General features: G+C 43.9%; 16 protein-coding genes. 6 read left to right on the forward strand and 10 right to left on the reverse strand.

Features of this window, described 5'->3' with window-relative positions:
• The first annotated feature begins 188 nt into the window (after positions 1-188).
• Positions 189-1,166, forward strand: a complete 978-nt coding sequence (locus tag OA91_RS09200) for a GlxA family transcriptional regulator (RefSeq protein WP_052701841.1) — start codon at positions 189-191, stop codon at positions 1,164-1,166.
• A 77-nt stretch (positions 1,167-1,243) separates the two neighbouring features.
• On the opposite strand, the gene OA91_RS09205 is transcribed toward OA91_RS09200, so the two are convergent.
• From OA91_RS09205 to dctP, 3 genes are all read right to left on the reverse strand, one after another.
• On the reverse strand, positions 1,244-2,524 hold the full coding sequence (locus OA91_RS09205) for a TRAP transporter large permease (protein WP_046015781.1): 1,281 nt from the start codon (positions 2,522-2,524) through the stop codon (positions 1,244-1,246).
• A complete protein-coding gene (locus tag OA91_RS09210; RefSeq protein WP_063337995.1) occupies positions 2,521-3,171 on the reverse strand; it encodes a TRAP transporter small permease in 651 nt (216 codons plus the stop codon). Before OA91_RS09210 ends, OA91_RS09205 begins: the two co-directional genes overlap by 4 nt.
• Before the next feature lie 160 nt (positions 3,172-3,331).
• Positions 3,332-4,348, reverse strand: coding sequence for a TRAP transporter substrate-binding protein DctP (gene dctP / locus OA91_RS09215; RefSeq protein WP_063337996.1), 1,017 nt, complete (start codon positions 4,346-4,348; stop codon positions 3,332-3,334).
• A gap of 206 nt (positions 4,349-4,554) precedes the next feature.
• Between dctP and OA91_RS09220 the strand changes: the two genes are divergently transcribed.
• Together OA91_RS09220 and speB are read left to right on the forward strand one after the other, a co-directional pair.
• Positions 4,555-5,445, forward strand: coding sequence for a LysR family transcriptional regulator (locus OA91_RS09220; protein ID WP_231870345.1), 891 nt, complete (start codon positions 4,555-4,557; stop codon positions 5,443-5,445).
• Positions 5,446-5,586: 141 nt separating this feature from the next.
• The gene (speB, locus tag OA91_RS09225; protein WP_063337997.1) at positions 5,587-6,570 is read left to right on the forward strand and encodes an agmatinase; all 984 of its coding nucleotides are present in this window, start codon (positions 5,587-5,589) and stop codon (positions 6,568-6,570) included.
• Between the two features lie 213 nt (positions 6,571-6,783).
• Here the strand turns inward: speB and OA91_RS09230 are convergent, their stop codons facing one another.
• Genes OA91_RS09230 through OA91_RS09245 form a run of 4 tightly spaced genes read right to left on the reverse strand, consistent with a single transcriptional unit; the run spans position 6,784 to position 12,506 of the window.
• The gene (locus OA91_RS09230) at positions 6,784-9,480 is read right to left on the reverse strand and encodes an arsenate reductase (azurin) large subunit (protein WP_063337998.1); all 2,697 of its coding nucleotides are present in this window, start codon (positions 9,478-9,480) and stop codon (positions 6,784-6,786) included.
• A gap of 2 nt (positions 9,481-9,482) precedes the next feature.
• Positions 9,483-10,127, reverse strand: coding sequence for an arsenate reductase (azurin) small subunit (locus OA91_RS09235; protein WP_063337999.1), 645 nt, complete (start codon positions 10,125-10,127; stop codon positions 9,483-9,485).
• Positions 10,124-11,398: a cytochrome-c peroxidase gene (locus tag OA91_RS09240; protein WP_063338000.1), complete on the reverse strand. Its 1,275-nt coding sequence runs from the start codon at positions 11,396-11,398 to the stop codon at positions 10,124-10,126. Before OA91_RS09240 ends, OA91_RS09235 begins: the two co-directional genes overlap by 4 nt.
• 10 nt (positions 11,399-11,408) lie before the next feature.
• A complete protein-coding gene (locus OA91_RS09245) occupies positions 11,409-12,506 on the reverse strand; it encodes a cytochrome-c peroxidase (RefSeq protein ID WP_063338001.1) in 1,098 nt (365 codons plus the stop codon).
• 367 nt (positions 12,507-12,873) lie between these two features.
• Here OA91_RS09245 and OA91_RS09250 point away from each other — a divergent pair, with 367 nt between their 5' ends.
• The 3 genes from OA91_RS09250 to OA91_RS09260 all read left to right on the forward strand — a co-directional run bounded on the left by OA91_RS09250 (position 12,874) and on the right by OA91_RS09260 (position 19,424).
• Positions 12,874-15,165 carry a HEAT repeat domain-containing protein gene (locus tag OA91_RS09250; RefSeq protein WP_063338002.1) on the forward strand — a complete coding sequence of 764 codons (2,292 nt, stop codon included), beginning with the start codon at positions 12,874-12,876 and terminating at the stop codon, positions 15,163-15,165.
• A 133-nt stretch (positions 15,166-15,298) separates the two neighbouring features.
• The gene (locus OA91_RS09255) at positions 15,299-18,067 is read left to right on the forward strand and encodes a PAS domain S-box protein (RefSeq protein ID WP_082827853.1); all 2,769 of its coding nucleotides are present in this window, start codon (positions 15,299-15,301) and stop codon (positions 18,065-18,067) included.
• A complete protein-coding gene (locus OA91_RS09260) occupies positions 18,045-19,424 on the forward strand; it encodes a sigma-54-dependent transcriptional regulator (protein WP_063338003.1) in 1,380 nt (459 codons plus the stop codon). The genes OA91_RS09255 and OA91_RS09260 overlap by 23 nt, the downstream gene beginning before the upstream one ends.
• Positions 19,425-19,549: 125 nt before the next feature.
• Here OA91_RS09260 and OA91_RS09265 read toward each other — a convergent pair whose 3' ends face one another.
• The 3 genes from OA91_RS09265 to OA91_RS09275 form a co-directional block, all read right to left on the reverse strand.
• Positions 19,550-20,809, reverse strand: coding sequence for a glycerate kinase type-2 family protein (locus OA91_RS09265; RefSeq protein ID WP_063338004.1), 1,260 nt, complete (start codon positions 20,807-20,809; stop codon positions 19,550-19,552).
• 63 nt (positions 20,810-20,872) lie between these two features.
• A complete protein-coding gene (locus tag OA91_RS09270) occupies positions 20,873-22,138 on the reverse strand; it encodes an MGH1-like glycoside hydrolase domain-containing protein (protein ID WP_063338005.1) in 1,266 nt (421 codons plus the stop codon).
• Entirely contained in the window at positions 22,135-23,148 is a 1,014-nt protein-coding gene (locus tag OA91_RS09275; protein ID WP_063338006.1) for an ABC transporter ATP-binding protein, read from the reverse strand. Before OA91_RS09275 ends, OA91_RS09270 begins: the two co-directional genes overlap by 4 nt.
• Positions 23,149-23,192 lie beyond the last annotated feature (44 nt).

Consider the following 23,192-nt stretch of genomic DNA (forward strand, 5'->3'; position numbering starts at 1 on the left):
TAGCGTTTTCTTATACAAACAAAAACCAGCCCCTATCTTTTTTAGGGTGGTAGGGGCTGATCTTGTACCTCGTTTCGATACCTTTGAGTATTGAACCGGGGTTTTATACCTTTATTGATCCAGCAATATTGCGCCATTGAATATTGGATCACCTTGCCTAATACTTATTTGCTAAGGAGAAATTAACGATGCAAATGCAATCACAAACGCCGCCAAAGACCTTTACCTATGGCTTTGTATTAGTCGAAGACTTCTCCCTATTGCCTATGACTTCGGCCATAGAAGCCATGCGTATGGCGAATCAAATATTAGGCTTTAAAGCCTATTCTTGGTACACAATCACCCATAATGGCGCACCGGTAAAAGCTAGCGACAGTATTAGTATTTCTGCCGATTTTGACTTCAGTTCCAGCTTCAATCAGTTTGATACCATCTTTGTGTGTGCAGGCATAAATGTCGTCAAACAGGCTAACCCTAAACTGGTTCAATTTCTCACTCGTATTGAGCAAAAACACCAAAAACTCACCCTAGGCTCCCTTTGCACTGGCACTTATTTATTGGCCCATGCAGACCTGATTAAACAGTCTCGCTGCACCATACAATGGGACCATATGGAGATGTTCTGTGAAGCTTATCCGTCACTGAATATCGAAAGCTCTTTATTTGTAATTGATGACAAGCGTATCACTTGCGCAGGCGGTACCGCCGCGCTGGATATGATGCTCAATATTATTCGTAATGACTTTGGTCGAGACGTGAGTACTCAGATAGGTGAGGTCTTTCTTGCGGACCGTATTCGTAGTGAAAATGAACGCCAAAAAATCCCGCTACAGGCGTCGCTTGGTAGTAGCCATGAATCCCTAATTAACGCCGTCAGTTTGATGGAAGCCAATACCGAAGAAGTGATAGATTTGGATTCAATCTCAGACTATATCAATGTCTCTCGTCGTCAATTAGAACGCCTTTTTAACAAGCATTTGAAAGACACACCGTCTCGATATTATTTAAAAATTCGCCTCAATAAGGCCCATAGATTACTGACTCAAACCAGTATGTCGATTACCGATGTGGGCATTTCCTGCGGTTTCTCTACTACACCTCATTTTAGTAAGAGTTATCGTGACTTTTTTGGCATCTCACCCAGTAACGAGCGAATTCAGCAATAGATAGACTGACTCAAAACATGAAAAAGGGCACCAACAAGCGCCCTTTTTTGTGAGTACTCTTAGCACTCTATGATTAGTTAACGAAAGGCGAGATCCCTTGGCCAAAGGGCGATTTCTGGGAAATTCATTAACAGTACAGTCACAGCAAATAAGATGAATAAGAAAGGGTGAATCCCTCTTATCACATCCATAAAAGGCCGTCTAAACACAGCCACTGCGGTGAATATGTTGCAGCCAAAAGGCGGTGTTGCTGCCCCTATGGCAACCTGCAAGGTAATCATGACACCAATTAAAACCGGATCTAGGCCAGTGGCTTTTACTAAAGGTGCAAAGATAGGTACCAGAATCAGGATAACCACGATGGAATCTACAAACATGCAGCCAATAAAAAAGGCCAGATTAATGGCAATTAAGGTAGCGACGACACCCGCCCCTTCTAAACCCAAAGAGGCAATAACCTGCTGCGGAATTTGGGCATAAGATAGCACCCAAGAGAAGGCAGCACCTGCGGCAATCAGGATAAAGACAACAGAGGTCACGGCACTGGTCGAAAGCGCAATGTCTCTCGCATCTTTCACATTAATCGAGCGGAATACGCATAACTCTAGAATCAAGGCATAAAGCACGCACACAGAAGCCGCTTCAGTTGGACTGAAAATACCACCATAAATCCCGCCTACCACTATCACAGGGAAGCCCGCTGGCCAGATAGCACGACGTAATGAGAAAAGACGCTCTGACCAAGTCGCTTTGGCTTCTACCGGAATATTGTGTCGCTTGGCGTACCAAATGCAATAAATGGAGAAGAGGACAATTATGAGTAACCCTGGCCCAAGACCTGCGATAAATAATTCAGAGATGGATGTCCCTGAAATTACCCCATAAATTATCATGCCGATCGAAGGGGGAATCAGGTAAGCCAAATCCGCCGCATTGATAATCAAACCTATGGAAAAAGAATCGTTATAACCCGCTTTCAACATTCTTGGACGCATGGCACCACCCACAGCAACCACGGTTGCTTGCGTCGAACCACATACAGCGCCAAACATGGCGCAGGCGGCGGTAACAGAGACAGCAAGACCACCACGGAAGTGCCCCATAAAGCGCATAACCACATCGATCAAACGATCAGCCGAATGGCCTCGGGTAATGATTTCTGCGGCAAGAATAAACATGGGCACAGCAATCAAAGAAGAAGGTTTCACACCACCTATCATCTGCTGAATCAGTAGCTGTAAACTCAGGTCTGGATAATAGATAAAGAAAGCGATAATAGCCGCACAAAGCAGTGGCATCATCATAGGAAAGCCGGCAAGTAATAACACCAGCATGACACTTAACATTACTAAAGTCATAGTCTTGGCTCCTGAGGTGATGCCTGATTAAGGTTAATATTGTCGGCGGTTTCTGCAGGTGTTAATTGCGCATTCTCTATCATGTCCTTGATATCTGCATCTTCATATTCGTCCACCACACTAAATGAAATAAATACCTTAGGATCCTTATGATCTAGGTTTTTAATCGCCGTTAAAAAGTATTGGATTGAGGCTAATAACAAACCAAGCGCAACCCACATATAGGTAAGATAAAGAGGAACTTGCAGGGCAGGAGTAACCCAACCTCGTTGTGCAATTTTAAGAACATATTCAAGAGCAGACCAAGCCAGAAGCAGCATAACAATGGCTGTCACTAAAGCAATCAAAACCATTAAGAGCTTACGTTTGGCCGCTGGCAAAATATCGTAAAAGGCGGACATACGGATATGTTTACCTTGTCGTGTGATATAGCCAAGCCCCATAAAAGTGATGATAACGATGAGGAACTGATTCAGTTCGTCGGAGAAATATAAGCTCTGGTTAAAGAGATAACGTCCAAAGACATTGGCGATTGAATTAGTGGCCATGGCAACGATGGAAACAGTCAAAATCAAGCTTTCAACCTTACCTATGATGTTGTCTAAACCCGTTAATACTCGCCCAAAAAAGGAATTTGCTTGAGGCATAATGCACCTCCTTAAATCAACAGACTCTTGATCCCCAAATAGCACCTTGAGGAAAAGAGAAAAGACCTGACTTTGTTAAAGCACTAACAAGTGACAATTTACAAAAAGCAGGGAAATGAAAACAGGCACCCGGTTTGACCCTAGGTGCCTGATAATTTAGTTAAAGGTTTTTGCTTTCGTTCAACAGGTTAGTCAGTAGCTCCTGGCCACGAGCTCCCACTATGTCACTAAAGGCAGAGTGAGTAGCACTACTTCTTTGACGAAATACCGCTTGCTCTTCTGGGGTTAACTTAACGAACTCAATTTCAGGTTTAGCGGCTTTGATTTTGGCCAGTTTTTCCTGATTGAAGCGCAATACCACATCATCAATAAAGCCACGCATTTCAGCCATAGTTTCACTAATTAAGGTTTTCTTTGCAGGGGAAAGCGTGTCGTACCAATCACTACCAGAAATAATGCTGGTCACCAGCTCTTGCTCGCCAGCCCAAATCATATAATCCGTTACTTCATAGAACTTCATTTCTTCGATTGTCGGTACTGGGTTGATCTGCCCATCAACAATTTTCAACTGCAGCGCGCCATAAACTTCACCAAATGGCAGCGGTGTCGGGCTAGCACCTAGATCTTCATAGGCTTTTAACAAGATAGGCGACACCATAACTCGCATCTTGAAATTATCCAGATCATCCGGTTTGCGTACTTCTTTATTGGTTGTCCACACCTGCGGCCCCTCTGAATACATGGTGTGTAACTTAAGGCCTCTATTGTTAAAGTCGTTACCTAGCTCGTCATAAATAACCTTGCTTGAGCTCAACATGGATGAGATAGCACTGGAATCAGAAGGCAGTGCGTAAGGTAATAAGAAAAGTTGAGACTCAGGTACGATAGTGCCTAGGTTACCCACTGAGACATTGGAAAAGTGCACCACGCCATAAGAGGTTTGCTCAATCAGCTGAGTTGGTGAGCCTAAAGAGCCTAGCGGAAAGACATTAACCGTGATTTCCCCATCGGTTTTTAATTCAATTTTACGTTTAAATTCTTGCGCATAAGCATCCATGATTGAGCCTGGAATTTCCTCAATCGCAAACTTCCATTCTTCTGCCTGCAGCAAACTGGTCATACTCATGACACTTGCTGCCAATACTAACTTTTTCAAAGTTTTGTTTAATTTAAGCATTTTATAAAACCTCGTTATTCGCACTTATTATTGTTTTGAAAAACCACACCCATAAAAGGTGTTGGAAAAGGTTACAAATCATTCGATTCCAAATTAGTATTGCAAAGGAAGTTATATTAAAAAATATAAAAGATATTATGTTTACATCACAAAAACTAAAGTATCTTAAAGTCAGTTTCCCGCTTCAATAAACTTGGAGAAAGCAGATGACACAGTATTCAATGAAACATATGCATACCTTCTGTACCGTCGTAGAGTGTGGTGGCTTTGTTAGCGCCCAAGCCGCACTCGGTATGAGCCAGCCAGCAATAAGTACCCATATTCGAGACTTTGAAATACGCCTAGGGTTTCAGCTTTGTTTGAGAGGAAGAAGTGGCTTTAATCTCACAGAAAAAGGTGAACTGGTTTACGCCAGATGTCGCACCATGCTCAATAACGTCTCTGACTTTGAAGCAGACCTTGGCGAGTTAAGAAACAAACTAACAGGCACATTGCGCCTTGGTTTGATAGATAGCACCATTAGCAATCCAAGCTTTCCTATCAATAAAGCCATTCAACGCTTTTTCGAACGGGATAATGATGTGTCTATCAAGCTTGAAATACTCACACCAGAAGACTTAGAAAGAGATTTATTAAATGGTCATATCCATGTGGGTATTGGCCCTTTTCAGCGCCGCGACAACACCTTAAGTTATCAATTATTAGATAAAGAAGAGCATGGTTTTTATTGTGGTAAGAACCACCCTTTATTTGCTTTACCCAGTGAAGAGATGAGTTGGGAAACATTACAAGCTTACCCAGTCTCAACCAGAGCCTACTTGCAGCAAACTGATTTACCCGGCATTCAAAACAAAGCCTATGTCTCAAACATGGAAGCCCAAGCTATCTTAATTACCAGTGGCCAGTTTATGGGTTACCTACCGGATCACTATGCTAAAACCTGGGTCGAAAAAGGCGAGATGCGTGCCATTGATCATCTTAATCTAGAGCATGAATCCCCCTTTTATCTAGCAATGAGAGCCTCCTCTTCGGTACAGAATATTGTCAAAGTCTTAGTACAAGACATTCAAGACGTACTACAAGAAGGTAAAAATTAAACATAAAATTTTATGATATAAGCATAATAACTTTCGTATTTTTTAATAAAAACTTCTTTGCAATACTGATTTCGACAACCTCACACAGACAATAAATAACGAGGTTCGAGTGACAGCATTTGCTGAATAGGAGTTTATAAAATGAGTAATAACACATACGAAAGTGGCCGCTTAAATCTACCTTTTGTTGGCTTTTGTACTTTTGCTAAAAGCCCAACCTGCGAAGACTGGGACAAGATACAGGCCGATGTTGCCTTTATGGGCGCGCCTTTTGACTGCGGAACCCAATGGCGCTCTGGCGCGAGAATGGGACCAAGATCTGTTCGTGAAGCATCAACCCTCTTCTCTTTTGGTCATGGTGGTGCTTATTCTTATGAAGAAGACATCATGTACTTAGAAGGCGTCAAAATTGTTGATATTGGCGATGCTGACATGGTGCATACCGACACAGTAAAGAGTCATGCCAATATCGAATACGGTGTCAAAAAGATGCTTGAAGCCGGTGTATTACCTGTCACAGTCGGCGGTGACCATTCGGTCAATGCACCTTGTATCAAGGCCTTCGAGAAATTTGCCGATAAAGGGCCTATCCATATTATCCAGATAGATGCTCACTTGGACTTTGTCGATGAACGCCACGGCGTAAGATACGGCCATGGTAACCCTATGCGTCGTGCCTCAGAGCAAAGCTACATTAGCGGTATGACTCAGTTAGGCATACGTAATGTGTCTTCTTCGAATAAAAAAGACCACAAACTCGCTGAAGAAGCCGGCTCTACTATCCTATCGGTAAGAGATGTTCGTCGCCTTGGTTTAGAAGGTGTGATGAAGCTTATCCCCAAAGATGTAAGCTACTATATCACCATTGATATTGATGGTTTTGACCCGTCTATTGCCCCTGGCACAGGCACACCAAGCCATGGTGGTTTCCAATATTATGAAGTGATGGAAGTACTGCAACAGGTTGCTATGCAAGGCGATGTTGTGGGTATCGACCTATGTGAAGTGGCACCAGATTATGACCAGACTGGCACCACCAGCATTTTAGCGGCACAAGTTCTTTTGAACCTACTAGGCTATATCTTCCATGCTCGTAGCTTAAAAGATAACAGCAGCGACAGCTAAAAAAGCAGTACTTAGCGTTTTTCAAACGCCCTTCTACAAACACCTCCAGATAAATTTATTAACGCATGCCAACGGGTAACCCAACCTAAGGCATGCGCTTTTTTTCTTAGCAGACACTTTTAAGCACCCCTTTTAAGTTCAGCTTTTTAATTTATCCAAACTCCATAAAAAAACGGACCTGATCGGCCCGTTTTTTATTTCCTTTTTTAAAGACTAAACAATATTTCTCGGTGCAAAAGAGAAACTTCTGAACTTTTTTTTATACACAGAGTCACCAATCTTCCTGATATTAGCCACGCCCATTTTGTAGTTATAGTTACCACTAATTTGGTCTACAACTCTGGCTGTTAGTGAGTTAGATGGTTGTTTCATATCTATCATATTAGCGTAGAGCACACCTTTTTTGGTACAAGGGGTGACGATAGCTACCGCTGTCACTGCCGCCTTATCAAGCTGAATATGGCCTGCCTCTAACAGCTGGTTAAACTGAAAATCATCGCCTTCAACACCTAAGATAGTATCTTTAAAGCTCGGTACTCGATCTGAATACATCATCACCTGATCACCCGATTCAATCCCCCGTTTCTTAGCGTCATCAGGGTGTATTTCGACCCAGTTTTCAGGCCAACGTTGAGCCGTATAAGCGCGGCGCTCCACATCATCAAAGCCTGATTGCCAAATCTCATTCACGCGGCCATTAGAGAACCAAAGCTCGTCCCCTTTGGGTTTGATCCAAGCATAGAAGTCACTAAAGAGGCCCCACGGATGCTTCTGCATATTAATTTTGCCCGTTTGAGAGTTGAAACCTGTGAGCTGCTTCTTGAGCACGTTAGCCCCTTGCGGCCCATCAGTGAGACCCTTTTCAGCTAAGGTTTCTGCACTCATTTGGGTGTCATGCAAACGCTTAGTACCCACCAGCTTTTTGGTGTCATAGTTATAGAAAACTGGGCCTTGTATGCCTTCTGTTCCATACTCTTTTAGCTTTTGATGTAGAGTTTTACCTTCTGCATGGGCGGCCACTTTAATCATATTAAAGTCTTTACGGCTGCCACGGCTAAAGCGTGATGCTTCTTCTGCCACCTCATTTGAGTTCTGCCAATCAAAGCCATCAAAACCCATACGTTTAGAGAGCTGAGCAATAATCCACCAGTCAGGTTTCGCATGGCCAGGCGCATCATTAAACTTTTGATAAAGACGCAAACGGCGCTCGCCATTGGCACGCATTAAGTCTTCTTCTCCCCAAGTTGCCGCAGGGAAAACAATATCAGCAAACTTAGCGCCAATCGGATCTCGCAAATAGATATCCTGATTCACAACCACCATGCCGCCAGAATCAGCACGGGCTTTTAGGGTGTCGATAATCTCTTGCTTGTCATAGCTATAAACCTGATGAGGGTTGGCCACTGTCAGCTCCCAAAATTTCTTTTGTAAGCCTTGGGAACCACACATGGCTTGAATCCAAGTGGTACCTATTACATGGGTAAAACGAGTATGACCTGAGAATAAATACCTATCCGTATCTAAGGCACGACGGCGACGTCCCGGCACTTTCTCTGGCGACTTATTTCGCGGTAATTTACCACCAGATTGCCCACCACGTTGGTGACCACCAAAGCGGCCCACCACTTGCCCTTCTCGACCACCAGCACCCACTAAGGTTGCTAGGGTTGAAATTGCATTGGTATTGCCTGTGTTGTTAGACCAGTAAAAGCCTTTTTCGATGCCGATTGAGGTTTTAGGGCGTTTGCCATTAATAGGTTTAGCCAACATCTCAGCCGCTTGATAAAGCTTTTTAACCTCTATGCCAGCCATGTTTGCCGCATAGTCTGGGGCATACTCAGCTTGGGCTAGATTCCACTTTTTGTAGTCTTCATAACCATTGGTTTGAAACTTGCCCCAAGTCGTACGCCATTGCCATGGTGTGTTTCGAGTACCTTGCCCAAACCCTGAGTTAGATTCCCATTTGCTGTTTACCCAGTTCTCTATCCAATCTTTATCCTGCCAATCGTTCTGCATTATGATGCGAGCAATAGCACCAACGACTAAGGTATCTGAGCCCGGATTAACATCTAGGTGCAGCCCTCCATGCTTTTTCATATAGGCTATGCCCGCCGTTTCTCTAGGATTAAGAATGACGGTTTTCATGCCCCTTTGAATGGCCGGCATTATGTACTGGGTAAAGATAATGGTTTTGGTTTCATATGGGTCAGTACCACATATCATCAAGGTATCTGCCGCCCCCCAATCGTCATAACTTGGTCCAAAGTTATCAAAGCCCGCATCTCTAAAGCCTGGGGTTGAAGTCACATCTGAGGGAGTGTCATGGAAACTAAAGTTCGCCGTATTCACATGACGCAAGGCATACTTGGTAATGGCGTAAGTGTTCTCAATGTATTGATAAGAGTAGGTTTTCACCCCATAGGCATTAGTACCATGGGTATCAATCACATGCTGGCCAACAGCGGCGGCTATGTCTAAAGCAAACTCCCACGTCACAGGCTGTAAGCTGCCACCAATACGAACCAAAGGTTGCGTTAATCTGTCTCTAGTCCCTGTGGATGGGTTATAAACTTTTTTCGCTAATAGGCCACCTCGCATGGAAGAGTCACCCATTTTATTCACCACAGTGGCGTCCTTATCAGGCACAACTATGATGTTGTGGGGCTTGCCCTTATGCATCACCACATTATGTTGGCTAGGTGCCACCCAAGCCTGTAAAGGCGCGGTAGGAAAATCCAAATCAAAGGCATTTTCACTGGCTTTCATGCCTCCATTCGCCATTTCTAAAGGCCAGCGATACACCTTATAACCACAGGCAACAACACAATAATCACAAGCGGTAGTAATCACTTCGGCTTGTTTTGGCGGTAGAGGTGCATGATCTTCTGGAATATAAAATTGAGTTGTCATGGTTAAGCTCCTGCAACTGCGATTAGGTTGTCAGATCGGCCAAATAACAGGCCCATGATGCCAACGGCATATAACAGATCGCCTTCTTGCTCTAATAAGACTTGAGGCAAACTCTCATAGGCTTGGCCTGACACGATGATGCCGTGACGGCGCAAATCAAAGGTCGAGAGGTGAAATGGACATTGGCCAATCACTCTATGCTCATCTCTGACTTTGTATTGATTATCTAAAGGACCACCTTGGTGGGTACACATCATGGAAAAGGCCACCACATCTTTGTTTTGGCCTATGCCGCCACCGCCTTCAACCCCCATACGCACTAACATGGCACGAGAGTTCGGGCCTTCATCTGGATAGTTGAAATACAATGGCTGATTGACTTTTAGCTGGCTTAACTTACCCACTAATTGTCTTGGGTAAGAAGTTACTTTTGCCTGTACTTGCTGAGCTTGTGCGGTACCTGGATACAAGGTGAGAGAAACCAAGCTCGCACCACCTACCGCAACCCCAGAGGTCATTAAGAATTTACGTCTGCTCATCATACATTGGGTATGTTCAGCTGGGCTTTGCTTAGCTTTATCAAGCTGGCTTGAGTCTCTTGTTTGGTCAAGACTTGTTTGATCAAGATTGGTCAGGTCATCTTTCATTTTATTGCCTCCAGCAAAGCTTGTTTGGTAAAGAGAGGTTTTGACTCAGGGATAGCTGGGTAATCCATTACCAGCTTGTCACCACTAAAACTGTCTAGGAAAGCCAGCAAATCGGCTTTTTCAGACTTACTCAAATTAAGCGGTTTGATTAGCTTAGATTTAGTTTGAGGGAAGCCAGTCGTGCGCCCATCTTTGCTAATGCCTCCCTTGTTATAAAAATCGATCACATCTGCCAAGCTAGTGATCACCCCGTTGTGCATGTATGGGGCTGTGTACTTGGTATAACGCAGACTAGGTGTTCGAAACTTACCTTTCATATCCGCACGTTTACCCCTGAAATAAACACCTGGGTCAGCCTTCTCTGTACGGTATTGTTTCTCTGTGGAACCTTTCGCATAAAGCTCATAGCGAAAGGTGATTTGCGCCATGGCTTCCTGCTCCCAGCGCTTATTGGTTGGTACGCCTATGTTGTAATACTTCTCATCACTGGCAAGGGCACCGTTATGACAGGCAATACAATTTGCCTTACCTTCAAACAGTTTTTTGCCTTTCAACTGCTGTGTCGTTAAAGCAGACTTATCCCCTAGCAAGTAATTATCTAGCGGTGTATCGGTTTGAATTAAGGTGCGTTCAAAAGCGCCAATGGCTTTCCAGGCATTACTGATTTTTGGATAGTTATCACCAAAAACTTGTTTAAAGCCCTCAACATATTCAGGCACAAGCGCGAGCCTTGCTTCCATCAGATCGTCTTCGCCATTACCCGCGACAGAGCCTTTGGCAGCACTCTTGGCTTGAGCTTCTAACGAGTTACTAGAACCTGCCCAAAAGAGTTTAGAGTAATAGGCTGAATTGATTAGAGTCTGGCTATTACGCCAATGCACTGTGTTTGGATAACCTAACGATAAGTCTGTTGGAAAATCCCAACCTGTATCAGGCAAGTGACAAGCAACACAAGGAGAGGACTCATCTCCTCCTAAGCGACCATCGAAAAATAACAACTTACCTAATTCAACTTTTTCTGCTGTGGTTGGATTATCAAGAGGCGTTGGTACTGCCCCTAAAGGTGCTAGAGGCAAATAGCTTTTATCACCTAAAACCACAGGCGATAATTTGGCTGCCACGGCATCCGCTTTTGCCGCCCTTTTCATTTCTGCTTGAGCATCAAAACTCGGCATAGGCGTATCCGCAAGCGCCAAAGGTGAGTTAAAACTGGCTGCGGTTGCCAACAAACTCAGGCTCACTCGGATAAATAAGTTCGGTTTAGCTTTCATAAGTCCCTCCTTAGTTTTTGGCCTTTAACCAATTTTTGGTTGGCTGATATTGGTAGTCATTTTTAGTCCAAACATGCTGTTCACTGGTCAGTGGTTTGGAAGATAAAGACTCTAAAAAGGCAACCAAGGCTTGCTCTTCCTGGCTCGTCAAATTAAGGGGCTTAAGTCGGCTGTCCTTATTGGAATCTTGCCCGCCACCTTGGTTATAAAAAGCAACGACATCCGCGAGGGAATCCATCACACCGTTATGCATATAAGGCGCTGTGTGGGTGAGTTCACGCAGACTTGGGGTAACAAACTTGCCCATATCTGAACCGTCTATCTTGTGGCTTTGTACATGTGCGCCCACATCACGTTTGAGGTTCATGTAGTTCTCATTGCCCATAAACATATTAAAGGCGATAAAGGTTTCGTGACGCTCTGGGTCCAAGAAGATCTCTAGGTTCTCTTTTACCCCTGTGTTATAGGCCTTACCGTCAGTAAGAAGCGGTCCATTATGACAAGCCGTACAACCCGCTTTTCCTTTGAAAAGCTGAAGTCCTTGCTCGGCTTGCGCTGATAACTGGTCTTTGTCATAGGGGCTGGCGTTAGAGCTTAAGATTTTGAGATATTCAGGAATGGCTTTACGTACCGAACCATTAGAAGGCTCCCCATAACCTGCTTTTTTAAACATGGCTACATAGATAGGATCTTGTTTGATACGCTCCTGCATTAGCCTCATATCCATGTTCATCAACCAATCTTCTGTGATCATTTCCCGTGTTACATCATTAAGATTGGTGCCTAAGCGCCCATCATGAAACCACACTTCTTTTAAGCTGGTATTAATCAGAGAAGGCACATTCCGAAAGCCTTTGCTGCCAGTGTAAGCTGGGGCTAAAGGGGCGGGATAACTAAAACCTGATTCAGGTTGGTGGCACGTCGAACAAGCTAATAAAGCATCGCCAGATAAACGTTTATCAAAAAATAATCTTTTACCTAACTCAGCTTTCGCCTTATCAATTTTCACCTCAGGCAGGGGGCCAAAATCCATCTTATCTTGGGCCATCAAGGGCAATGAGGACAAAGAGACTCCGAGCAAAGTCGGTACTAGCAGTCGCATCTTCATGGTTAGCTCCTTTAACAGGGACATCAAATAAGTTTTTACTCACAATTTAGAGAAAAACTTGGCTGTGATATCCCTAAGGCATTTTCTATACCAAGAGTTTAAAAGCCCTCTAACCCTTGATTTATCTCGCTTTAAGCAATCCCTTTAATTTCTAACACAGATAAGATTTAACACTTTGTGCAATTTCTCTTTGATACTTTTAACGAAACATTCAATTTCCTGACGAGGCTTTTTAAAGCGCTTGCTACAAGGGCTAACCTTGATTCAAAACAAGAAAAGAAAACGCTAAATACGCTATTGATAGGCTTAGATCGACACTCACAATCAAAATAAAATTATTCAAGATATGTCATCGCTAGGAGCACATATGTCATCTCAGCAATATCCCGTCAGCCACCAAGAAGCCTATCAAGCATTGGTGAACTTGCTTGAACAGGGAGACGAAGCCCAATCTTGCTACAGTGCAAAAGCCATCGCTGAGGCTCAATACCAAGAAGCCCTGCCCCAACTGAACCAATGTCTTTACCACCCAGATACGGACGTTGTCATAGATGCGACCAAAGCCTTGGGGGATTTAGGTTTAGGTGATGTTTCCAGCCTCATTGATGTGGCTAAGAACCACCCAGACGGGGATGCTAGGCACGAAGCCCTTATAACCTTAAGCAAGCAGACTCTGCTTAATGATGCCTCTCATCCTGAAAAACAACGCATCATAGATTTATTTGAAGCCATGGCAAAAGGCCGTGTACCGGATGATGCATGGGGGATGACAAATGACTGGGACGAATGGTGGGATCTACAACTGCTAGCGGTTCAACTCTTTGCACAAGTCGCCACCACAGATGCCATTCCTCTGTTTAAAGAGTTACTGGCGACAGACCCAGAACCTGAACTTGAGATGGCGCTTTATAATGCCTTAGCCCAATTAGATCTCGAATATTGTCAGAGTTTATTAGAAGCCTCTCCTAGCTTGACCCAAGCAAGAAAAATCACCAAGGCGATTAGCCTTAACCCAAGCCCTAAAGCCAATGTATTGCTCTTTAAGCAAATGAATCAAAGCCAAGATGTTGAAATCAAAATCATTGGTATCAAGGCGCTCGCCCAACGAAATAGCAAAGACTATCAATGGGACCTTGCGAACCAGCTTTGCGATAATAGCAACAGGGTACAAACCTGTGCGCTTGAAGCGCTCAAACAATTGGATGTATTGGACGATATCAGCCTTGCTAATTTAGAGTCTCTCGCACAAAGAGAGCAAAGCCATAATTTGTCGAGCTTGTTGGGATTAATCGATCAACATCCACAACAAGTTAGCTCCAGCTTTTTAGATTGGTTAACCAGCCTGATACAACATAAGTCCCATACTTTAACCTTAGGTGCGGCCCGTATCCTCGCCCATAAAGCGGGCAAAGCTGAAGCTTATCAAACCGCTTTTGAACGCAGCTTAGAACTAGCAAAGAACCCAGAAACGCCTATCGCCATTCGCATAGAGTTTATCCATTTACTGGGCCAGTTTCAGGCAAGCTCAGCCCCCTTATTAACTGAGTTTCGTACCTTATTAGATGAAAAACATCATGACGTCATGATTCGCCAAGCCTGCTTTGAAGCCATCAGACACTTTGCTCACCTGCCTTCTTATCAAACCTTTTTAGAGTCTCAAGTACTCAGCTCAAACCCTGATAATCAACGAATCCCTCTGGATACGGACAAAGCAAACAACTCGGAAGAAGCTGATAACACCAAAAAAAGCCTGTGCCAGCAAAAAGAGGAGGAAGACAACAAGATTCAAGTGTCCTCCACTTTAGCAGCGATTGCGCAAAGTAATCAGGCAAATCTCTCTCAGCTTAATCCGGCACAAAGAGGCCAAGATCACGAACGCAATATCAATAATATGTTGCTTGAGCTAGAAGAAGACTTTAACGATTATAGCGATATCGTTTCTGGGCACTTCCAAGCCTCAGGTAAGTTAGATCTAAACCGTCGAAAAATTGCCAAACGCACTCAAATCTCAAATCAGATTCTTGCCATTCGAAGCCTAGCAAAATGTCCTTATGATTTTGCCGCGCCCTTGTTAATTGAAGCCCTAACGGGCGCTGACCCCGAATTACAAATTGAGCTGTTTAATACCATGGCTCGCCTTGGAGAAAAGCAAGGGACCAGCTTGTTAAAAAACACCTTTGCGGCTTTGGCAAATGTTATGTATCAAGGGGACAGTTTGACAAAACAGGCCGCTACTCGGTTATTGGGCCAGCTGAGAAGTCGCCAGTCCCTCACCCTCATTTTGCTAGGCATAGAAGATGAGGATGAACATGTGCGCATTTGCAGCCTACAGGCGCTCAAACTGCATATGGATGTTAAGCCTTCGGCGCTACTTCCTTTACTTGAAATACAGCGCAGCCTACAAACTTGTTTAGCCGACTCTGCTGGTGGCGTGAGGAAATTAGCCCTGCCTTTACTCGCCCGCCTGGAACAAGAAGAGGATGTCGTAAGTTTAATTGAGTGCGCTATTCACGATGAAGAAAGCCAAAGTATCGCGGCTAAAAATCTAGATTTTGCTAAGGAGAAAAGCCTGAGTTTACTGGCTAAGAAGTTGCCTGAACTTGAGAATCAGGAGCAGTATCTGGCGATTCAATTAACCGGACAATTACTGGCTCGTTAAAGGTTAGCCCTCTTAAACTTGCCGAAAGTTTGATATGAAACATAAGCCCAGCTAATTCTAGCTGGGTTTTCTTTGCCCCATCACAAAATAATGTGAAGCTTGGATCTTGAGAATAATAAGGGATATTTTCAACATGCTTCAGCTTAATCTAGGCGCCTCTAAAGGCCCATTCAAATCCTTTTATTCGACTTACTTTAGCTGCTTTCATGGAGATAAAAGCGCCCTAGCCAGATTCTCACTTTATTTCATTTTTGCCAGTCTTATCATCACTCTCTCCCTATTGAGCCATTATTATCTCAGTGTCAGTAACGAACAAAAGTACGCTCTGCACAAGGAGAAAGTCACAGTTGAACTCATCCAACAGACTTTAGCTGATAACTTGGAAAATATGGCGGCCGATGCGAAAAATTTTGCCTTTATTAGCCGCTCATTAATGACGCTGACCGCCCCAGATAGGCAGCAATTATTAAACCAGTACTTTTTACAATTCAGTCAAAACCAAAGTGATTACAGCCAAATCAGGTTTCTAGATCAGACAGGAAAAGAGCAGGTTCGCATTAACCATATTGGTAATACATTTGAGGTAGTAGAAAAGCCGGCTTTGCAGGACAAATCTCAACGTTATTACTTTCAGAAAAGCCTGACACTCAAGCAAGGTGAGGTATACATTTCCCCCCTTGATCAAAATATGGAAGCAGGTAAATTAGAACGCCCAAGCGCTCCAACCATACGAGTGAGCGCGCCAGTTTATGATGGTGACCAACTAGCTGGCGTCATAGTACTGAATTACCGCGCTCTCCCTCTGATCAAACAGTTATTACGTTTATCCCCCTACTTTCTTAACCAGCTTTATATTATCAATAGTGAAGCAGCGGCTATGGTGCAACCTCTTAATCGAACAGAGTTTAACGGGCAATCTCTGCCTAATGCTAGCCTTGATCTCAACCCAAATTTACTCAGTTTTATCGATATTAATGGCGCTAAAAATGAGTTTCTTTTTAATACGTCACAGCACCCTCCCAGCAATATCCAGAACCTATTAAACAAGCAAACAAGCGGCCGCTTGGTTAACGCCGATGCTTACCTCACCTTCGCCACCAGCATGGCACCAGATAACAAGCCTTGGCATCTAGTTTCATCGTTTTCAAAACTGTATTTTAAGCAAATACGTATGCAGTTTTTCCAGCAATACCTCATCTTTTATCTCTTACTTTATAGTCTGGCTTTCTGTGCTTGCCTCTACATAGTTTTTAGCCAAAGTCGCCATCTTGCAAAAGACAAACAAAGAGCCTACGAGCAGCAGTTTCGTCAAGTGTTAGAACAAATCCAATTGTTGGCCGTGAGTCTGGATCAGAAAGGTCGCGTGGTATTTTGCAACGATCTTTTCTTAGAACGCATGGGCTATGAGAAAAAAGAGGTGATAGGGCAAGATTGGGTACGTCTTTTCATTCCATTAGAACTAAGGGAACAGGTACAAACCTCCCTGCAAAACACGCTTGTATCAGGTCATCATCAAGCCAGTATTAAAGATGTGATTCAAGACAAGTATGGGCAAGTGCATCTCTTATCTTGGACCACCACTTTTTTACAGAAGCCAACGGCTTCAGAGCACATCAATCAAGCGCCATTAGGCCTTCTCACTCTAGTGGGAGAAGACATCACCCAGCAAGAGCAAGCTCAAGCCCAGCTATTACAGCTAAACCATGCGGTGGAACAGAGCCAAAATAGCGTCATGATCACAGACCTAACTGGCAAGATCATTTATGTGAACCCAACTTTTTGTGAGGTAACAGGCTATCAAGAGTCTCAAGTCTTAGGGATTAGTCCTAAGTTCTTACAGTCTGGTGAAATGAAAAATGCGGATTATGATGCCCTATGGCAAGCACTGCTAGCAGGTAATGAGTGGCGAGGGGAATTACATAATAAGAAAAAAGATGGCTCTCTATTTTGGGAAAGAGCGGTCATCTCACCTGTCAAAGACGCACAAGGCAACAACCTCTATTACGTGGGAGTAAAGCAGGACATCAGCCAAGAAAAGGCGCTTGCACAAGCCCTTGAACAAGAAACGAATCAACGCCTGCAACACGAAAAACTCGCCGCCATAGGCAAGGTGGTAAGCATGATAGCCCATGACCTTAGGAACCCACTTAGCTCTATCAAGATGGTGCTGCAAATGTACCAGAGAAAAAACCAAGATGAGTTATGCCAAATTTCCCTCCAACAAGTGGCTTATATGGAAGCCATATTGGCTGACTTATTAACCTATTCAAAGCCTGAAAAGCACCAAGCCCAATGGCTAGACTTTAATAAGCTGGTTAATCAGGTACTCATGCCTCAAGAGCGTTTAGCAAGAGAGCATAAGGTTGCCATCACATTAGAGCTGACACCTAACTTACCGACTCTATTTGCTGATCCAACCAAGTTAAAACAGGCAATACAAAACCTAATGACTAATGGCACCCAAGCCGCAGCCTTAAGCTCTGGGCATAGGCTGGTGAGAATTAAGAGCCATTTACTTCTACTGGACCAACCTCTGTATGAGCTTGATGAGAATTTAATTGATCAAGGTATGACTTCAGACTTAACTCAACAAGACCAAGCCAAGCAGGCTTATCTCATGTTGAGCATTTTTAACACGGGTAAGCCAATTGAGAGCGACATAATCACACAAGCTTTCGAGCCCTTTTTCACCACTAAAGCCAGTGGTACAGGGCTAGGTTTGGCCATTGTTAAAGGCATTCTTGATCTACACCAAGGCTTGATCAAGATACGCCCTATCTTAACTAAGCAGCCTATGGGTGAAGAAGGAACACAGGTATGTATTGCCCTTCCCACTCACATGGCGCCCCTTAATTCACAAAATTCAAAGCAGGGAAGCTATGAGCAAGTTACTCATATGTGATGACGACAAGGGCATACGACGTACCCTACAACTTCATTTAGAATCACAAGGTCATGAGGTTGAAACCAGTGCCGATGCCAGCAGCGGCATCAGTTTGGCACAAGACTATCAACCGGATGTCATCATCTTAGATATATGCATGCAAGGCTTGTCTGGCATTGAAGCGCTTCCTCGCTTTAAGCAAGTCAGCCCCACTAGCCGCATCATAATGATTACTGCTTTTCAGGATATGCAAAGCACTATCAGCGCCATGCAAAACGGTGCCGATGAATATCTGCATAAGCCCATAGATTTAGATGAATTTGATCAGGCAATTAATACCGCCTTGGCTCAGCATCTGGCCCAACTTAATCAAGACAAACTTGAAACCCTGAGCGTGCCTGATAACTTTGGCAATTCTATGGTTGGGTCATCCAATGCCATGAAGCAGGTTTATAAAACCATAGGTAAAATCGCCCACACTCGGGCCAGCGTGTTAATTACGGGAGAATCTGGTACAGGTAAAGAAATGGTCGCCCGTGCCATACACCAAGCGGGTATGTCAGAGGGTGCCCCTTTTGTTGCGTTAAATTGCGCCGCTTTAGTGGATAACTTGTTAGAGTCTGAGCTTTTTGGCCATAAACGCGGGGCTTTCACTGGCGCTGTCTCTGATCAAGCGGGTAAGTTTGCGTTAGCCCAAGGTGGCACCTTATTTTTAGACGAAGTGGGCGAGCTTTCCGCGCAAATACAAGCCAAGCTACTGCGTGTTCTACAAGAGAAAACCTACACACCACTTGGTAGTAAAACTGAATACCAGGCGGATGTGCGTATCATCTCAGCGACCAATTTAAACTTCGATCAGGCCATAAAAGAGAAACGCTTTAGAGAGGATTTATACTACCGCCTACAAGTGGTTCAAATTGAATTGCCCTCTCTGCTTGAGCGCAAAGAAGATTTAAAAGAACTTGTTCCTGCCCTGTTATATCGAGCCAATAGGGAACTAGGTAAAAAAATAAGCAAGATAACTAAAAGCGCTATGGATCTACTCACAGACTACCATTGGCCTGGCAATGTGCGAGAGCTTGAAAACACCCTAATCAAGGCCGTTGCCCTGTGCCCTAGTGAGCTACTTACGGAAGATTTGTTTATCGATATAGAACAGAAACTCAGACAAAAACGCGAACATAAACAAGATGACACACTGTCAGAAAATACTTACCAAGCTCACCCAGATACGCAAGACAGTAGCTTGCAGCAGATAGAATACACTCATGTGAAACAGGTACTCTCTCAGGTAAATAATCACAAGGGCAAGGCTTGTGAAATACTGCAAATTAGCCGTCCAAGATTACAGCGAATCCTTGAAAGAGAAGAATAAGAAGAAATGTGAAATACAGAAAGGATAAAAGAAATAACCTTGCTTATTTAGGGCAGCAAATAGAGCAAGGCCATCTCTTTAATAGCGTGTTTTTTGATTCAGTGTCTTTGATGAAAAGCTTTTGCTTAGGCTTGAATCAAGATAGCGCGAAAATCATTTACATTCGTTCTAGTAGGCCCAGTCACGATTAAGGCATCTAAAGCGTCAAAGAAGCTATAACCATCATTATTTTCTAAATAGGCTCTAGGGTTCAACTGCTTGCTCAAAGCCTTGTCATAGGTGTTAGCCAGCATGATAGCGCCGGCATTATCTTCAGACCCGTCGATTCCGTCCGTATCACAAGCAATCGCAGATACGCCTTTTTTGCCTTTAAGGTCTAAGGTAAGCGCTAATAAAAATTCCGCATTACGACCACCACGGCCACGGCCTTTTACCGTTACCGTGGTTTCGCCACCAGAGATAATGACACAAGGTGGTTTGATTGGCTGAGCATAATGTAAGACTTGTCTAGCAATCCCTCCATGCACTTTAGCAACATCACTGGATTCACCTTCAAGATCGCCTAAAATCAAAGGCGTAATACCCTGAGATAAAGCAAACTCTGCGGCTGCATCTAAAGACATTTGCGGGGTACTGATAATCTCAAAGCTATTGCGCTTAGGTAAGTGTCGATAATCCAGTTTATCTTGTTGTTCAAGGTAAGCCGTCACAGCACTGGAAACATGAATGTTATAGCGCGCTAGCACCTCAAGTGCCGCTTCGATACTGGTGTCATCTTCCACTGTCGGACCGGAAGCAATCACACTAGGAGAGTCTCCTGGCACATCAGAAATAGCGAAGGTATGAACAGTCGCAGGGGCACAATGTAGCGCTAAACGGCCACCTTTAACTTGAGAGAGTTTTTTACGTACACAGTTAATTTCATCAATGCTGGCACCCGAGTAAAGAAGCTGCTTATTAATGCGCTTCTTCTCTTTTAAATCGATGCCATCAGCAGGTAAAACTAATAATGCAGAGCCACCGCCAGAGACAAGAAAGATAACTCTATCTTCTGGTTTAAGGTCTGCCACTAGAGCCAAGATTCTGCGTGCTACTTCTTGCCCAGCATCATCTGGTACAGGATGAGCGGCTTCAACCACTTCAACGATTTTGGTAGGGCAACCATGCTGATAAGGCGTTACCACTAAGCCTTCAACCTGCCCTTCAAAGTAGTTTTCAGCAATTGCCGCCATCGCCGCAGCACCTTTACCCGCACCTAATATGATGGTTCTGCCCTGACTGGTTTTATCTAAACTTGATAAGGCCGAAGCCAAGTGTGTATCAGGGTGGGCTGTTTTCACTGCCTGATTAAATAACGCCTTTAAAAAACTCTCTGGATTTACCACTTTCTTACCTACTAGCGATATAAAAAAGCCCCAACCGCGATTGGTCAGGGCCTTTGGTCAAGGTCAAACTAACCAATGAAGAGCAATTGCCGCTGTCCAAGAGAAGTTTGAACCACCACAACCTTCACCTGTTTCTGGGTCAAAATACTCCCAGTAACCTGATTGCTCAATAATAGAACGAGACGCCTGTTGTAATAATGCTGCTACATCATGATGACCGTAATGAGATAAGCCATCGGCAATCATCCAGTTAATGTGCAACCAAGAAGGGCCACGCCAGTAACGTTTGGCATCAAACACGGCTTCGCCAGGATAAGTCGAAGCCAAGCCTTTTGGCCCTTTTTCTAACCAAAGCTTGATCTCCTCAGCCATAATGCTAGCTTGCTCTGGGGTCGCACTATGACCATAAAGAGGCATAAAGCCTGCTGAGGTTTTTACTGGAATAGGTGCATTCTCAGCATAATCTTTATTCAAAAATTGATGTCTTTCTGCATCCCACAAAGCCTGAATTTGTACATCAGCTTTATTAGCACCACGAATGATTTCATCTAGATTAACTGGCTCAGTAGCCAAGCCATTTAGGTGTATTAAGTCTTTCGTCGCTCTTTGTAAAACCGAGTTTAAGCTCACATCCTTTGTATGGAAGGGGCATTCATCATGGATCGTCTGATAGTCAAACTTCTTATCTTTAAAAAAGTCCACTAGGTAAACATATCTATCGTATTCAGCTTTAACAGGACGCTGGTTGCTATCAACATGGCTTAAATCGCGTCTTTGATAACTACGAGTCGCTTGTGGTACTCGCTCTAAGATATCGTCCCAGGCAGGGCTATTATCCATGCCAGATTCCCATGGGTGATAGCTTGATACTAGACCGGTTGACTCTGGATCACGCTCACGGTACCACCATAGGTGATAACGGATTAGACCAGGTAGCAGCGTGTCTAATTTTGCTTGAGCCAAGTCTTTATCCTGACTTTGCTCATAAATCATACGGACCATAGTCGCTAATAATGGCGGTTGTGAAATAGAGGTACTTGGCGGGTTACCAACAACACCCCATTGGTCTGGCCCTGGAAAGTAATCATCTGAATCTTGATGGAATACAACATGAGGCACCATGCCATTTTCCCACTGGCCTTTAAACAAGGTTTCAAACTCAGCCCATGCCCTTTTCTCATCAATGTGCAACCAGCCTAATGCTGTGATGCCAGCATCCCAGTTCCATTGGAAAGGATACAAACCTTTCGTTGGTACTGTATAACCGCCAAGGTCATTTTCTTTAAGGACGCGCTTAGCTTCGCTAATTAACTGCTCAGTTTGACTCATAGAATGATCTTCCCACTTTCTGTATACCAACGTTTCTTATCGTCTTTAGGTTGTAAATAAAGGGTATTGCCACTTTCCACATCGATTTCATTGGCAATGTTTACCCGAAAAAGCTGGCCATTTAATTCAGCAGAAAGCTGCTGGTGAGAACCCAGCCTCTCTTTGGTTAGTACCTTGATTGGCCAGTAATTATCTTGAGCTATGGTAGAGACGTTAAAATCTTCTGGACGAATGCCTAGCTGAGTCGCACCTGCTGGCACATCGCCAATTTGAAATTCAGGTGAGATAAAGTTCATCGGCGGGTTACCAATAAAGCTACCTACATATTCTGTCGCTGGATTTGTGTAAATTTCATCGGGTAGATCATATTGATCAATACGACCGGCATTCATGACAGCGATTCGATCGGCCAAACTCATGGCTTCTACCTGATCATGGGTAACATAAACCGTGGTGGTTTTTGATGCCGCCAAAACAGATTTAAGCTCGGCACGCATCTGCAAACGTAAAAGTGCATCTAGGTTAGATAAAGGCTCATCCATCAAGAGAACATCAGGTTCTACTGCAAGAGCACGGGCCACAGCAACACGCTGCCTTTGGCCACCGGATAGTTGGCCAGAATAACGTTCAAGCAGGTGATCTATGTGCATAAGTGATGCAAACTTTTCAACATTGGCTTTTACTTTGGCCTCTGGTGCTTTTTTCATTCTCAGACCAAATGCAATGTTTTCAAACACTGTCATGTGAGGAAAAACCGCATAGTTCTGGAACACCATAGCTACATTTCGTGCTTTAGGAGGCAGGTGAGAAACGACACGATCACCGATTTTTATCGTGCCTGTGTCTTGGCTCTCAAGCCCTGCAATAATGCGCAACAGGGTGGATTTACCACAACCAGACGGGCCTAATAGAACGGTAAATTCCTGATGCTTAATCTCAAGTGATACCGACTTTAATATATGCGCATCACCGAAGGATTTTTTAACATTTTCAATTGCTATTGCTGTCATAAGTCATTCCTAAAAATACATATCAATATGGTAAAAAGCGGTTC

The organism is Marinomonas sp. SBI8L, from assembly GCF_001624705.1.
Lineage (GTDB): Bacteria > Pseudomonadota > Gammaproteobacteria > Pseudomonadales > Marinomonadaceae > Marinomonas.